Origin of the sequence: Pseudomonas sp. Leaf129, assembly GCF_001423465.1 — a bacterium.
Taxonomy (GTDB): Bacteria; Pseudomonadota; Gammaproteobacteria; order Pseudomonadales; family Pseudomonadaceae; genus Aquipseudomonas; species Aquipseudomonas coleopterorum.
The window spans coordinates 194,283-207,906 of the sequence record NZ_LMOC01000010.1; the positions used below are offsets into that span (position 1 = coordinate 194,283).

Sequence of the window (13,624 nt, forward strand, 5' to 3'; positions counted from 1 at the left end):
TGTCAGCGAGCAGTCGCGCCTTGCAACAGACTCTGCTGTTTTTCCTTATGCTTTTTGAGTTGGCGATCCAGCTTGTCGGTAAGCAGATCGATGGCCGCGTACATGTCGTCATGTTCGGCGTTGGCAACCACCTCGCCACCGGGTATGCGCAGGGTGGCTTCGATTTTCTGTTTGAGCTTCTCGACCTCCATGATCACCTGCACGTTGGTGATCTTGTCGAAGTGGCGTTCGAGACGCTCGAGTTTTTCCCCGATGTAGGTTCGCAGGGGTTCGGTCACATCCAGTTGGTGTCCACTGATGTTGACTTGCATACCGCTTCTCCTTATTGCCATTGCATAAAGAAGCAGGCTTGGGTGCCTGCCACTGGAACGCTGTGGCACATCGCAGGGCTACATCAACCGCTTGCGTTCGCTGGACGGCGCAATCCCAAGGGACTCGCGATACTTGGCGACCGTTCGGCGGGCTACCTGGATGCCTTGTGCCTCCAGTAAACCAGCGATCTTGCTGTCACTCAACGGCTTTTTCTGATTTTCGGCGGCGACCAGTTTCTTGATGATCGCGCGGATCGCGGTGGAGGAGCATTCGCCCCCCTCGGAGGTGCTGACATGGCTGGAGAAAAAATATTTCAGCTCGTATATGCCACGCGGCGTGTGCATGTATTTCTGCGTGGTCACCCGAGAAATGGTCGACTCGTGCATGCCCACCGCCTCGGCGATGTCGTGCAGCACCAGGGGCTTCATGGCCTCGTCGCCGTAATCGAGGAAGCCACGCTGATGCTCGACGATCTGGGTGGCAACCTTCATCAGGGTCTCGTTGCGGCTTTGCAGGCTCTTGATAAACCAGCGCGCTTCCTGGAGCTGGTTGCGCATGAAGGTGTTGTCGGCGCTGGTATCGGCGCGACGCACGAAGCCGGCGTACTGCGGATTGACCCTCAGCCGCGGGACCGACTCTTGATTGAGCTCGACCAGCCAGCGGTCGTTGTCCTTGCGCACGATGACGTCGGGCACGACGTATTCGGGTTCGCTGGATTCGATCTGCGAGCCAGGCCGCGGGTTCAGGCTCTGCACCAGTTCGATGACCTGGCGCAGTTCGTCTTCCTTGAGCTTCATGCGGCGCATCAGCTGGCTGTAGTCACGCGAGCCCAGCATGTCGATGAAATCGCTCACCAGACGCTGTGCTTCGGCCAGCCAGCGGGTCTTGGCCGGTAGCTGGCGCAGTTGCAGCGTCAGGCATTCGCTGAGGTCGCGGGCGGCGATGCCGGCCGGTTCGAACTGCTGGATGCGATGCAGCACCGCTTCGATCTCGTCCAGTTCGATGTCCAGCTCAGGGTCGAACGAATCGCAGATTTCCTGCAGCGTCTCGTCCAGATAACCCTGATTGTTGATGCAGTCGATGATGGTCACGGCGATCAGCCGATCGGTATCGGACATGGGCGCCAGGTTCAGCTGCCACAACAGGTGCGTCTGCAGGCTCTCGCCGACCGACGTGCGGGTGGTGAAGTCCCACTCGTCGTCATCGTTGCTCGGCAGGCTGCTGGCACTGGTCTGGTAGATGTCTTCCCAGGCCGTGTCGACGGGCAATTCGTTGGGGATGCGCTCGTTCCAGTCGCCTTCCTCGAGGTTGTCCACCGTCGGCGCAGACTCCTGGAAGCTCGGTTCCTGGATCTCCTGGGCCGGCTTCTGCTCGATGTTGTCGGCCAGCGGGTCGCTGTTGTCGAAGTCGTCGCCTTCTTCCTGGCGTTCGAGCATGGGATTGGATTCCAGCGCTTCCTGGATTTCCTGCTGGAGGTCCAGGGTCGATAGCTGGAGAAGGCGGATGGCCTGTTGCAACTGCGGTGTCATCGTCAGTTGCTGGCCCATACGTAGGACGAGCGATGGTTTCATGGCAGGAACTTAACACCTTGGTCGCCGGCGCGAAGCGCCTTCTACTACGGGTACCGAGGTACCCGGCTTATGTCGTAAGCAAATTATATGCCTGAAACCTGAGTGTTTGCCTAGGGCGCCATGAAAATTAATGCCCGCAGGAGGGCGATGGCGCCCTTGGGCTTTACAAGCGAAACTCGTGGCCCAGGTAGACTTCGCGGACCAGATCGTTGGCCAGGATGGTCTGGGCATCGCCTTCGGCGATCAACTGGCCATCATTGACGATATAGGCCGTTTCACAGATATCCAGGGTCTCGCGGACGTTGTGGTCGGTGATCAATACGCCGATGCCCTTGGTCTTGAGGTGGTGGATGATCTGCTTGATGTCGCCGACCGAAATCGGGTCGACACCGGCAAAAGGTTCGTCCAGCAGGATGAACTTGGGCGCGGTGGCCAGTGCCCGCGCGATCTCCACGCGGCGGCGTTCACCACCCGAGAGGCTCATGCCCAGGTTGTCGCGAATGTGCGTGATGTGGAACTCCTGCAGCAGGCCTTCGAGCTCGGCCAGACGGGCCGCGGCGTCAAGCTCCTTGCGAGTTTCCAGGATGGCCATGATGTTGTCGGCCACCGACAGCTTGCGGAAGATCGAGGCTTCCTGCGGCAGGTAGCCGATACCCGAACGGGCGCGGCCGTGCATCGGCTGGTGGCTGACATCCAGGTCGTCGATGAGGACGCGACCCTGGTCGGCCTGCACCAGGCCGACGATCATGTAGAAGCAGGTGGTCTTGCCGGCACCGTTGGGGCCCAGCAGGCCGACGATCTGTCCGCTTTCGATGGACAGGCTCACGTCGCGTACGACTTGTCGGCTCTTGTAGCTCTTGGCCAGGTGCTGCGCTTTCAGGACTGCCATTACTGGGCCTTCTGCGGTGCGTCGGATTTCTTCTTGGGCTGGATCACCATGTCGATCCGCGGACGAGGCGTGGTGACCTTGCTGCCCGTGGCACGGCCGGCGTTGACCACCTGACGCACCGTGTCATAGACGATCTTCTCGCCTTCGGAGGTGTTGCCGTCGTTGATGACCTTGGCCTTGTCGATCAGCACGATGCGGTTCTGCGCCGCGAAGTACTGGATGGTCACGCCGTAGGCCTGCACGATGGGCTTGTCCACCGCAGGTTTCTGCTCGTAATAGGCCAGGTTGCCGACGGCAGTGAACACGTCCACGTCGCCGGTGGCGTTGCGGGTGATGGTCACGGTGTTGCCGGTGATCTTCATCGACCCCTGGGTAATGATCACATTGCCCTTGTAGGTCGCCACACCCTGTTTGTCGTCGAGCTGGGCATCGTCGGACTGGATATGAATGGGCTGATCGCGGTCAGTGGGCAGTGCCCAGGCGCTCGCGCTTCCCAGTGCTGCGCTCAGGCCGAGCAAAAAGGGGAGGGTTTTAACGAGCCTCATACTGTCCTCTTACGTTGGACAGCAAGTTGATCTTGCTGTCATTCAGATACGCTTTCATGCCCTTGGCCGTCGACACGCCACCGGCGCCGTCGATTCTAACGTCTTGGTCGGTCTGCGCATATTGCTTCTGTGGGAAAACGGTCATGCGCGAGCTGGTGATCAGCGTGGCGCGGCTCTTCTGGTCGGTGCGCGCGATGCGAACCGAATCGATCAGCTCGACCTGGCTGCCATCGGGATTGACCTCGCCACGGTCGCTGGTCACGTGCCATGGATAGACAGTGCCGCGGTACAGCTGCATGTCGGGCTTGGTCAGCAAGGTCACCTGCGAGGTCTTGACGTGCTCGACCTTGTCGGCGGTCATGTCGTACTGCACGCCACCGTCGGGCAGGTACTGGCGAGCCTTCGCGGTGATAGCGTAGTAATCGATCTGGCTTTCGTCGACGGCCGCGGCAGGTTGGTCGAGGAAACGCTCCGGACTGATGTCCCAGTAGCCGATGGCGGCGAACAGCAATCCCAGCACACCCAGGATCACGATATTGCGGATTTTCTTGTTCAGCATGTCGGGCCCTACAGGTAGGCGGCGCGGGCCGCTTCGAGATTGCCTTGGGCAGCCAGGATCAGCTCGCAGAACTCGCGCGCTGCGCCCATGCCACCACTGGCCTGGGTCACACCGTCGGCATGCTCGCGCACGAACGCATTGGCATTGGCCACTGCCATGCCCAGCCCCACCCGGCGAATCACCGGCAAGTCGGGCAGGTCGTCACCCAGATAGGCCACTTGCTCATAGCTCAGACCCAGTTCGGCGAGCAGACCATCGAGTACCACAAGTTTGTCTTCGCGGCCCTGGAACAGATGGGCGATGCCCAGGTTGCGGGCGCGTCGCTCCACCACCGGGCTGCTGCGGCCGGTGATGATCGCAGTGGTCACGCCGCTGTTGATGAGCATCTTGATCCCTTGGCCATCCAGCGTGCTGAAGCTCTTGAACTCGCTGCCGTCGGCCAGGAAATACAGGCGGCCATCGGTCAGTACGCCGTCGACGTCGAATACGGCCAGCTTGATGGCCTTGCCACGTTGCAGAAGCTCGCTGCTGCCAGTATCGGTCATTGCGTCATTTCCGGTCATTACATGACTCCCGCGCGCAGCAGGTCGCCCAGGTTGAAGGCGCCTACCGGACAGTCCTGATCATCGACCACGACCAGTGAGTTGATCTTGTTGTCTTCCATGATCTTCAGCGCCTCGGCGGCCAGCATGTCGGCGCGTGCAGTCTTGCCGTGGGAAGTCATGACGTCTTCGATTCGAGTGTTGTGGACATCGATGGTGCGATCCAATGTGCGCCGCAGGTCGCCATCGGTGAAGATCCCGGCCAGGCGACCGTCGGCCTCCAGGACAGCGGTCATGCCCAGACCCTTGCGGGTCATTTCCATCAGCGCATCGCGCAGCAGCGTACCGCGTGCTACCTGTGGCAGCGCAGTGCCGGTATGCATGACGTGTTCGACCTTGAGCAGCAGGCGACGACCCAGGGCACCACCGGGATGGGAGAAGGCGAAGTCCTCGGCGGTGAAGCCGCGCGCCTCGAGCAGGGCGATGGCCAGGGCATCGCCCAGCACCAGGGTCGCCGTGGTGGAGGAGGTCGGTGCCAGGTTCAACGGGCAGGCTTCCTGGGCGACACGGGCGTCGAGGTTGACCTCGGCGGCCTGGGCCAGGGGCGAGTCGGGGTTGCCGGTCATGCTGATCATGGGAATGCCCATGCGCTTGATCAAAGGCAGCAATGTGACGATTTCTGCGGTCGAACCGGAGTTGGACAGGGCCAGGATGACGTCCTGGCGGGTGATCATGCCCATGTCGCCGTGGCTGGCCTCGGCAGGATGCACGAAAAACGCCGGGGTGCCGGTGCTGGCCAGGGTCGCGGCGATCTTGTTGCCGATGTGTCCGGATTTGCCCATGCCCAGCACGATCACGCGGCCGTCGCTTTCGAGGATCAGTTCGCAGGCGCGCACGAAATCGGCATCGATATGGGCAAGCAGGCCCTCTACCGCTTCGATCTCGAGACGGATGGTGCGGTGCGCGGATTGGATCAGGTCGCTGGTCTGGCTCATGGCGAAAATCGGTAGGCCCGGTGAAAAGGCGGCGATTATAGCGGGAATGGGCGAGCGACTCACCTGCCTATTTTGCGGCCTGTACAAATCAACGACACCGCACGCCAATGGATCGATCTTGGGCGGCACCTGTCTGCAATGCTATAGTTCGCCGCTTGTTCGGCCTGTCCGCGCCAAGTGTCTTCGGTCAGAAGATGAGCGTCCGAGGGTAAGGTTGCACTGCAAGGAGTTTAAATGAGTGCCGATAGCGCCTACGCGGTCGAGCTGAAAGGGGTTTCTTTCAAGCGCGGTGCGCGGAGCATTTTCAACGATGTCGATATCCGCATTCCTCGCGGCAAGGTCACCGGTATCATGGGGCCTTCAGGTAGCGGCAAGACGACGCTCCTGCGTCTGATGGGCGCCCAGCTGCGACCCACTGGCGGCGAGGTCTGGGTCAATGGCCAGAACCTGCCCAAGCTATCGCGCAGCGACCTGTTCGATGCGCGCAAGCACATGGGCGTGCTGTTCCAGAGCGGAGCGCTGTTCACCGACCTGGACGTGTTCGAGAACGTGGCCTTCCCGCTGCGGGTGCATACCGACCTGCCAGAAGACATGATCCGCGACATCGTTCTGATGAAGCTGCAGGCCGTCGGGCTGCGTGGCGCCATCGAACTGATGCCCGACGAATTGTCCGGTGGCATGAAGCGTCGTGTCGCATTGGCCCGTGCCATTGCCATGGATCCGCAGATACTGATGTACGACGAACCGTTCGTCGGCCAGGATCCGATCGCCATGGGTGTGTTGGTCCGGCTGATCCGTCTGCTCAACGATGCCCTGGGCATAACCAGTATCGTGGTCTCCCACGACCTGGCGGAAACCGCGAGCATCGCCGACTACATCTATGTGGTCGGCGATGGTCAGGTGCTGGGTCATGGTACGCCCGAGGCACTGATGGCGTCGGACAATCCGCGCGTTCGTCAATTCATGAAGGGCGATCCCGACGGCCCCGTGCCTTTTCATTTTTCCGCGCCCGATTACCGCGCCGATCTGCTGGGGAAGCGTTGATGCGCAAGAAATCAATCATGGAGCGAGTGCGCCTGTTCGGTCGATCGGCCATCGACATGGTCGGCATCCTGGGGCGTTCCGGGCTTTTCCTGGGTCACGCGCTGGTGGGCCGCGGCGGTATCGGTGGCGGTTTTCAACTGCTGATGAAGCAGCTGTATTCCGTGGGTGTGATGTCGCTGCTGATCATTGTCGTGTCCGGTGTGTTCATCGGCATGGTACTGGCGTTGCAGGGCTTCAGCATCCTGGCCAAGTACGGCTCCGAGCAGGCGGTCGGACAAATGGTCGCGCTCACGCTGTTGCGTGAACTCGGGCCGGTGGTGACCGCTCTATTGTTCGCCGGTCGCGCAGGGTCGGCACTGACCGCCGAGATCGGCAACATGAAGTCGACCGAGCAGTTGTCGAGCCTGGAAATGATCGGCGTCGACCCGCTCAAGTACATCGTTGCGCCAAGGCTGTGGGCCGGTTTCATTTCCCTGCCGCTGCTGGCCATGATCTTCAGCGTCGTCGGTATCTGGGGTGGATCCTGGGTGGCCGTCGATTGGCTGGGGGTCTACGAAGGATCGTTCTGGGCCAACATGCAGAACAGCGTGAGCTTCACCGATGACGTGCTCAACGGTGTGATCAAGAGCCTGGTATTCGCTTTCGTCGTCACCTGGATCGCCGTGTTTCAAGGTTACGACTGTGAACCCACGTCCGAGGGCATCAGCCGCGCCACCACCAAGACCGTGGTCTATGCGTCGCTGGCCGTCCTGGGCCTGGACTTTATTCTGACCGCCCTGATGTTTGGAGATTTCTGATGCAAAACCGATCAATGGAAGTCGGAGTCGGCCTGTTCCTTCTGGCCGGCATCCTGGCTTTGCTGCTGTTGGCCTTGCGTGTCAGTGGTCTGTCCACCAGCGCGAACACCGAGAGCTACAAACTTTATGCCTATTTCGACAATATCGCCGGTTTGACTGTCAGAGCCAAGGTGACCATGGCCGGTGTGACCATCGGCAAGGTCACGGCCATCGATCTGGATCGCGACACCTTCACCGGAAGGGTGACCCTGCAGCTGGACAAGAAAGTGGACAACCTGCCCACCGACTCCACTGCTTCCATCCTGACTGCGGGTCTGCTGGGCGAGAAGTACATTGGTATCAGTGTGGGTGGCGAGGAGGCCTTGCTCGCCGACGGCGGTACCATCCATGACACCCAGTCGTCCCTGGTGCTCGAAGACCTGATCGGCAAGTTCCTGCTCAATACAGTCAGCAAAGATGCCAAATAAGGAGTTATCCATGTTTTCGATCATGCGACGCAGCCTGCTGGTTCTGGTGGCTCTGCTGCCGATGTGGGCCAATGCAGCGCCTGCGGTGTCCGCACATCAGGTGGTGCAGGGCGTCACCGACCGACTGCTGTCGGATCTGGAAAAGAACCGCGACACCTACCGCAGCAATCCGCAGGCGTTCTATGACGCGCTCAACACTATCGTCGGTCCCGTGGTCGACGCCGATGGCATTTCGCGCAGCATCATGACCGTGAAGTACTCGCGCAAGGCTACCCCTGCGCAGATGGCCCGGTTCCAGGAAAACTTCAAGCGCAGCTTGATGCAGTTCTACGGTAACGCCTTGCTCGAGTACAACAACCAGGGCATCACCGTGGGTCCGGCCAAGGACGAAAGCGGTACGCGCACCAGCGTCGACATGCAGGTCAAAGGCACGGGCGGGGCGGTGTATCCGGTGTCCTACACGCTGGAGAACCTGAACAACGAGTGGAAGGTGCGTAACGTCATCATCAACGGCATCAACATCGGCAAGCTGTTCCGCGATCAGTTCGCCGACAGCATGCAGCGTAACGGCAACGACCTGGACAAGACCATCGATGGTTGGGCTGGCGAAGTCGCCAAGGCCAAGGAAGTGACCGACAAAGCTGCACCGACGAGCGCGCAGTAATGGAACAAGGTCGTGTCGAACTGTCGGGCGATCAGCTGAGCTTGGCCGGTGTGCTGGATTACCGCTGCGGTGCGGCCCTGCGCAAGCAGGGGCAGGCATTGATCCAGTCCAGCCATGCCCCTGCGCTGATCATCGACTGCACCGGCGTGGAAAAGTCGAGCAGCGTGGGCCTGTCCCTGCTGCTGGGCTTCATGCGCGATGCGCAGGCCGCTGGCAAGAGCGTGCGGATTCAGGCATTGCCGCACGACATGCGTCAGATCGCTCAGGTCACTGGCATGAGCGACTTCTTTTCACAGAATTGATTGGCCGTCGTAACAGCTCTCTGACCTGATCCCGTGAATCCGGGGTTCGCAGTCGGAGGGCTTTTTTGTATGATGGCCGACCCGCGCGCACAGGGCGCCGATCGAGGTTGAGCATGCAGGCTGTAGAAGTGAAGGGTTTCCTTGAATCCAAACTGCCCGGAGTGCAGGTGGAAGTCGAAGGCGAAGGCTGTAATTTCCAGTTGAACGTGATCAGTGACGAGCTGACTGCGCTCAGTCCGGTCAAGCGCCAGCAACAGATCTATGCTCATTTGAACCCATGGATCGCCGATGGCAGCATCCATGCGATCACCATGAAATTCTTCAGCAGCGCAGCCTGGGCTGAGCGTTCCTGAGCCACCCCGCGTCGAGACTCCAATGGACAAACTGATTATTACTGGCGGCGTTCGCCTTGATGGCGAAATCCGCATTTCCGGGGCGAAGAACTCCGCCTTGCCGATCCTGGCCGCTACCTTGCTGGCCGATGGGCCGGTGACGGTCGCCAATCTGCCGCACCTGCACGACATCACCACCATGATCGAGCTGTTCGGCCGCATGGGCATCGAGCCGGTGATCGACGAGAAGCTGGCGGTGGAGATCGATCCGCGCACCATCAAGACCCTGGTTGCGCCGTACGAACTGGTCAAGACCATGCGCGCCTCGATCCTGGTGCTGGGCCCGATGGTCGCCCGTTTCGGTGAGGCCGAAGTGGCGTTGCCCGGCGGTTGCGCGATCGGCTCGCGTCCGGTCGACCTCCACATCCGTGGTCTGGAAGCCATGGGCGCCGTGATCGACGTGGAAGCCGGCTACATCAAGGCCAAGGCCCCCGAGGGCGGTCTGCGCGGTGCCAACTTCTTCTTCGATACCGTCAGCGTGACCGGTACCGAGAACATCATGATGGCCGCGGCGCTGGCCAACGGCCGCAGCGTGCTGCAGAACGCTGCGCGCGAGCCGGAAGTGGTCGACCTGGCCAACTTCATCAACGCCATGGGCGGCAATGTCCAGGGCGCGGGCACCGACACCATCACCATCGATGGCGTCAAGCGTCTGCACTCGGCGACCTACAAGGTCATGCCCGATCGCATCGAGACCGGCACCTACCTGGTGGCTGCGGCCTGCACCGGCGGCCGGGTCAAGGTCAAGGACACCGATCCGACCATCCTCGAAGCGGTGTTGGAGAAGCTCCGCGAAGCGGGTGCCGAGATCACCACGGGCGCCGACTGGATCGAACTGAACATGCACGGCAAGCGGCCCAAGGCAGTCAACGTCCGTACCGCGCCATACCCTGCGTTCCCCACCGACATGCAGGCGCAGTTCATCTCGCTCAATGCCATTGCCGAAGGCACGGGCGCCGTGATCGAGACCATTTTCGAGAACCGCTTCATGCACGTGTACGAAATGCACCGCATGGGCGCGCAGATCCAGGTGGAAGGCAACACAGCCATCGTCACCGGTGCCGAAAAGCTCAAGGGCGCGCCCGTCATGGCTACCGACCTGCGGGCTTCGGCCAGCCTGGTGATTTCCGCGCTGACGGCTGAAGGCGATACCCTGATCGACCGCATCTACCACATCGACCGTGGCTACGAGTGCATCGAAGAAAAACTGCAGATGCTGGGCGCCAAGATCCGTCGCGTACCGGGCTGATAAGCGAGCCGGGCGCAGGGATGCGCCCGGGCGTTGCCAGAAACTTTCCTGTAAGGACTGACGTTTCCCATGTTGACCATTGCGTTGTCCAAAGGCCGCATTCTTGACGATACATTGCCGCTTCTGGCTGAGGCGGGCATCGTGCCCACCGAAAACCCGGACAAGAGCCGCAAGCTGATCATTCCCACGACCCAGGACGATGTGCGCCTGCTGATCGTGCGCGCCACCGATGTGCCGACCTATGTTGAACACGGTGCTGCCGACCTGGGCGTTGCCGGCAAGGATGTCCTGCTCGAATACAGCGGCCAGGGCCTGTACGAGCCGCTGGATCTGCAGATTGCCCAGTGCAAGCTGATGACGGCGGGGGCCATCGGTGCCGCCGAGCCCACGGGTCGTCTGCGCGTCGCCACCAAGTTCGTCAACGTTGCCAAGCGTTACTATGCCGAGCAGGGTCGTCAGGTCGATATCATCAAGCTGTACGGCTCCATGGAGCTGGCACCGCTGGTTGGCCTGGCCGACAAGATCATCGATGTCGTCGACACCGGCAACACCCTGCGCGCCAATGGCCTGGAACCTCAGGAATTGATCGCCCACATCAGCTCCCGGCTGGTGGTGAACAAAGCCTCCATGAAGATGCAGCACGCCCGCATCCAGGCGTTGATCGACACGCTGCGCAAGGCAGTGGAGTCGCGACACCGCGGCTGACTTTCCCGCGCGGGCTCGCAACCCGCGCCCGTCTATCCGCATCATAGCCAAATAACTCAAGTGCCCATGTGGATCGATTGGTAATCTATCGGCGCTTGAGCAATTGCCATTATTTGAGGCCCGCCATGACCGCTTCCACTGCTATTCGCCGACTCGATGCCACTGATCCGGACTTCGCCCGCCATCTGGACCATCTGTTGAGCTGGGAAAGTGTGTCCGATGATTCGGTCAATCAGCGGGTGCTGGACATCATCAAGGCCGTGCGCGAGCGGGGCGATGCTGCGCTGGTCGAGTTCACCGAGCGCTTCGATGGTCTGCAGGTGGCGTCGATGGCCGACCTGATCCTGCCGCGCGAGCGCCTGGAACTGGCGCTCACGCGCATCACCGAGGCCCAGCGCGAAGCGCTTGAAACCGCCGCCGAGCGGGTGCGCCTGTATCACGAAAAGCAGAAGCAGGACTCCTGGAGCTATACCGAAGCCGATGGCACTGTGCTCGGCCAGAAAGTGACGCCACTGGATCGCGCCGGCCTGTATGTGCCTGGCGGCAAGGCGTCGTACCCCTCGTCAGTGCTGATGAACGCCATTCCGGCGAAGGTGGCGGGCGTGACCGAAGTGGTCATGGTCGTGCCCACGCCGCGAGGCGAGGTCAACGAACTGGTACTGGCAGCGGCCTGCATCGCCGGGGTCGACCGCGTGTTCACCATCGGCGGCGCCCAGGCCGTTGCGGCCCTGGCCTACGGCACTGAAAGCGTGCCGCGGGTGGACAAGGTGGTCGGCCCTGGCAACATCTATGTGGCGACGGCCAAGCGCCATGTGTTCGGCCAGGTCGGGATCGACATGATCGCAGGTCCCTCCGAGATTCTCGTGGTCTGCGACGGCGGCACCGATCCGGACTGGATCGCCATGGATCTGTTCTCCCAGGCCGAACACGACGAAGACGCCCAGGCGATTCTGGTCAGCCCCGATGCGGAGTTCCTCGACAAGGTCGCGGCCAGCATCGACAAGCTGCTGCCGACCATGGAGCGTGCCGAGATCATCAATACCTCGATCAACGGCCGTGGCGCGTTGATCAAGGTCCGCGACATGCAGCAGGCCATCGAAGTGGCCAACCGCATCGCGCCGGAGCACCTGGAGTTGTCGGTCGAAGATCCTCAGGCCTGGCTGCCGCAGATCCGTCACGCCGGTGCCATCTTCATGGGTCGTCACACCAGTGAAGCGCTGGGCGACTACTGCGCAGGTCCCAACCATGTGCTGCCGACGTCCGGCACGGCGCGCTTTTCCTCGCCCTTGGGGGTCTATGACTTCCAGAAACGTTCGTCGATCATCTTCTGCTCCGAGCAGGGCGCTTCCGAACTGGGCAAGACCGCTTCGGTACTGGCTCGGGGTGAATCCCTGAGCGCCCATGCTCGCAGCGCCGAATACCGTATTCAATCCGATCTGGCCAAAGGGGAGTGAGCATGAGCAAATTCTGGAGCCCTTTCGTCAAGGACTTGGTGCCCTACGTGCCCGGCGAGCAACCCAAGGTCGCCAACCTGGTCAAGCTCAATACCAACGAAAACCCCTACGGCCCATCGCCCAAGGCGATCGAGGCCATGCGCGCCGAGTTGAGCGATGCGCTGCGCCTGTACCCGGACCCCAACAGCGATCTGCTCAAGCAGGCCGTGGCGGACTATTACGGTGTGCAGACCAACCAGGTGTTTCTGGGCAACGGCTCGGACGAGGTGCTGGCGCATATCTTCCACGGCTTGTTCCAGCATGACCAACCGCTGCTGTTTCCGGACATCAGCTACAGCTTCTATCCGGTCTATTGCGGTTTGTATGGCATTCCCTTCGAGGCCGTGCCGCTGGATGACCAGTTCCAGATTCGTGCGCAAGACTATGCCAAGCCCAATGCCGGGATCATCTTCCCCAACCCGAACGCTCCCACTGGCTGCCTGTTGCCGCTCGAAGCGGTCGAGCAGATCGTCCAGGCCAGCCCGGACTCGGTGGTGGTGGTGGATGAAGCCTACGTCGATTTCGGCGGTGAAACCGCGATCACCCTGGTCGACCGCTATCCGAACCTGTTGGTCACCCAGACCGTGTCCAAATCCCGTTCGCTGGCCGGCCTGCGGGTAGGGCTCGCGGTAGGCCACCCGGACCTGATCGAAGCGTTGGAGCGTATCAAGAACAGCTTCAACTCCTATCCGATCGACCGAGTGGCGGTCGCCGGCGCTGCTGCGGCGTTTGCCGACAAGGCTTACTTCGAAGAGACCTGCGCCAAAGTGATCGCCAGTCGCGAGAAACTGGTGCAAGGGCTGAATGAAAGGGGATTCGAGGTACTGCCCTCGGCGGCCAACTTCATCTTCGCCCGCCACCCCGACCAGGACGCTGCAGCCATCGCCGCCCGCTTGCGCGAGAAGGGCGTGATCGTGCGGCACTTCAAGCAGGAACGCATCGCGCAATTCCTGCGCATCAGCATCGGCACGCCAGACCAGAACCAGGCGTTGCTCGACGCGCTGTAAGCCACGCAGAGGCTCTGCGTTGTCCCTGGCCCCCTCCGGAAAGGAGGGGCCATAGGACGGTAACGCGACCTCAGCGATCCGTTTTAAACTG

General features: G+C 61.3%; 17 protein-coding genes. 10 read left to right on the forward strand and 7 right to left on the reverse strand.

Annotated features, from left to right (window positions below):
* Positions 1–2: 2 nt before the first annotated feature.
* From hpf to ASF66_RS19615, 7 genes are all read right to left on the reverse strand, one after another.
* Positions 3–311, reverse strand: a complete 309-nt coding sequence (gene hpf / locus ASF66_RS19585; RefSeq protein WP_049860579.1) for a ribosome hibernation-promoting factor, HPF/YfiA family — start codon at positions 309–311, stop codon at positions 3–5.
* A 78-nt stretch (positions 312–389) separates the two neighbouring features.
* Complete coding sequence (locus ASF66_RS19590; RefSeq protein WP_056845021.1) at positions 390–1,883, reverse strand: RNA polymerase factor sigma-54; 1,494 nt, start codon at positions 1,881–1,883, stop codon at positions 390–392.
* 163 nt (positions 1,884–2,046) lie between these two features.
* Positions 2,047–2,772, reverse strand: a complete 726-nt coding sequence (gene lptB, locus ASF66_RS19595) for an LPS export ABC transporter ATP-binding protein (RefSeq protein WP_049860581.1) — start codon at positions 2,770–2,772, stop codon at positions 2,047–2,049.
* A complete protein-coding gene (lptA, locus tag ASF66_RS19600; RefSeq protein ID WP_056845022.1) occupies positions 2,772–3,317 on the reverse strand; it encodes a lipopolysaccharide transport periplasmic protein LptA in 546 nt (181 codons plus the stop codon). The genes lptB and lptA overlap by 1 nt, the downstream gene beginning before the upstream one ends.
* On the reverse strand, positions 3,304–3,876 hold the full coding sequence (gene lptC / locus ASF66_RS19605; RefSeq protein WP_056845023.1) for an LPS export ABC transporter periplasmic protein LptC: 573 nt from the start codon (positions 3,874–3,876) through the stop codon (positions 3,304–3,306). Before lptC ends, lptA begins: the two co-directional genes overlap by 14 nt.
* Positions 3,877–3,884: 8 nt before the next feature.
* Positions 3,885–4,421 carry a KdsC family phosphatase gene (locus tag ASF66_RS19610; RefSeq protein WP_049860584.1) on the reverse strand — a complete coding sequence of 179 codons (537 nt, stop codon included), beginning with the start codon at positions 4,419–4,421 and terminating at the stop codon, positions 3,885–3,887.
* Between the two features lie 17 nt (positions 4,422–4,438).
* Positions 4,439–5,413, reverse strand: a complete 975-nt coding sequence (locus ASF66_RS19615) for a KpsF/GutQ family sugar-phosphate isomerase (RefSeq protein ID WP_056845024.1) — start codon at positions 5,411–5,413, stop codon at positions 4,439–4,441.
* 234 nt (positions 5,414–5,647) lie between these two features.
* On the opposite strand from ASF66_RS19615, the gene ASF66_RS19620 reads away from it, so the two are divergent.
* The 10 genes from ASF66_RS19620 (at position 5,648) to hisC (ending at position 13,533) form a co-directional block, all read left to right on the forward strand.
* Positions 5,648–6,457, forward strand: coding sequence for an ATP-binding cassette domain-containing protein (locus ASF66_RS19620; protein WP_049860586.1), 810 nt, complete (start codon positions 5,648–5,650; stop codon positions 6,455–6,457).
* On the forward strand, positions 6,457–7,254 hold the full coding sequence (gene mlaE, locus ASF66_RS19625; protein WP_056845025.1) for a lipid asymmetry maintenance ABC transporter permease subunit MlaE: 798 nt from the start codon (positions 6,457–6,459) through the stop codon (positions 7,252–7,254). The genes ASF66_RS19620 and mlaE overlap by 1 nt, the downstream gene beginning before the upstream one ends.
* Positions 7,254–7,721 carry an outer membrane lipid asymmetry maintenance protein MlaD gene (mlaD, locus tag ASF66_RS19630; protein ID WP_049860588.1) on the forward strand — a complete coding sequence of 156 codons (468 nt, stop codon included), beginning with the start codon at positions 7,254–7,256 and terminating at the stop codon, positions 7,719–7,721. The genes mlaE and mlaD overlap by 1 nt, the downstream gene beginning before the upstream one ends.
* Positions 7,722–7,731: 10 nt before the next feature.
* On the forward strand, positions 7,732–8,385 hold the full coding sequence (locus ASF66_RS19635) for an MlaC/ttg2D family ABC transporter substrate-binding protein (protein ID WP_049860589.1): 654 nt from the start codon (positions 7,732–7,734) through the stop codon (positions 8,383–8,385).
* Positions 8,385–8,687, forward strand: a complete 303-nt coding sequence (locus ASF66_RS19640; protein WP_056845026.1) for an STAS domain-containing protein — start codon at positions 8,385–8,387, stop codon at positions 8,685–8,687. The genes ASF66_RS19635 and ASF66_RS19640 overlap by 1 nt, the downstream gene beginning before the upstream one ends.
* Positions 8,688–8,800: 113 nt before the next feature.
* Entirely contained in the window at positions 8,801–9,040 is a 240-nt protein-coding gene (locus ASF66_RS19645; RefSeq protein ID WP_043186744.1) for a BolA family protein, read from the forward strand.
* Positions 9,041–9,062: 22 nt separating this feature from the next.
* Positions 9,063–10,328: a UDP-N-acetylglucosamine 1-carboxyvinyltransferase gene (murA, locus tag ASF66_RS19650; RefSeq protein WP_043186747.1), complete on the forward strand. Its 1,266-nt coding sequence runs from the start codon at positions 9,063–9,065 to the stop codon at positions 10,326–10,328.
* Positions 10,329–10,397: 69 nt separating this feature from the next.
* Positions 10,398–11,033, forward strand: a complete 636-nt coding sequence (gene hisG, locus ASF66_RS19655) for an ATP phosphoribosyltransferase (RefSeq protein ID WP_043186752.1) — start codon at positions 10,398–10,400, stop codon at positions 11,031–11,033.
* Between the two features lie 125 nt (positions 11,034–11,158).
* Positions 11,159–12,487, forward strand: a complete 1,329-nt coding sequence (gene hisD / locus ASF66_RS19660) for a histidinol dehydrogenase (protein WP_056845027.1) — start codon at positions 11,159–11,161, stop codon at positions 12,485–12,487.
* Positions 12,488–12,489: 2 nt separating this feature from the next.
* A complete protein-coding gene (gene hisC, locus ASF66_RS19665) occupies positions 12,490–13,533 on the forward strand; it encodes a histidinol-phosphate transaminase (RefSeq protein ID WP_056845028.1) in 1,044 nt (347 codons plus the stop codon).
* Positions 13,534–13,624 lie beyond the last annotated feature (91 nt).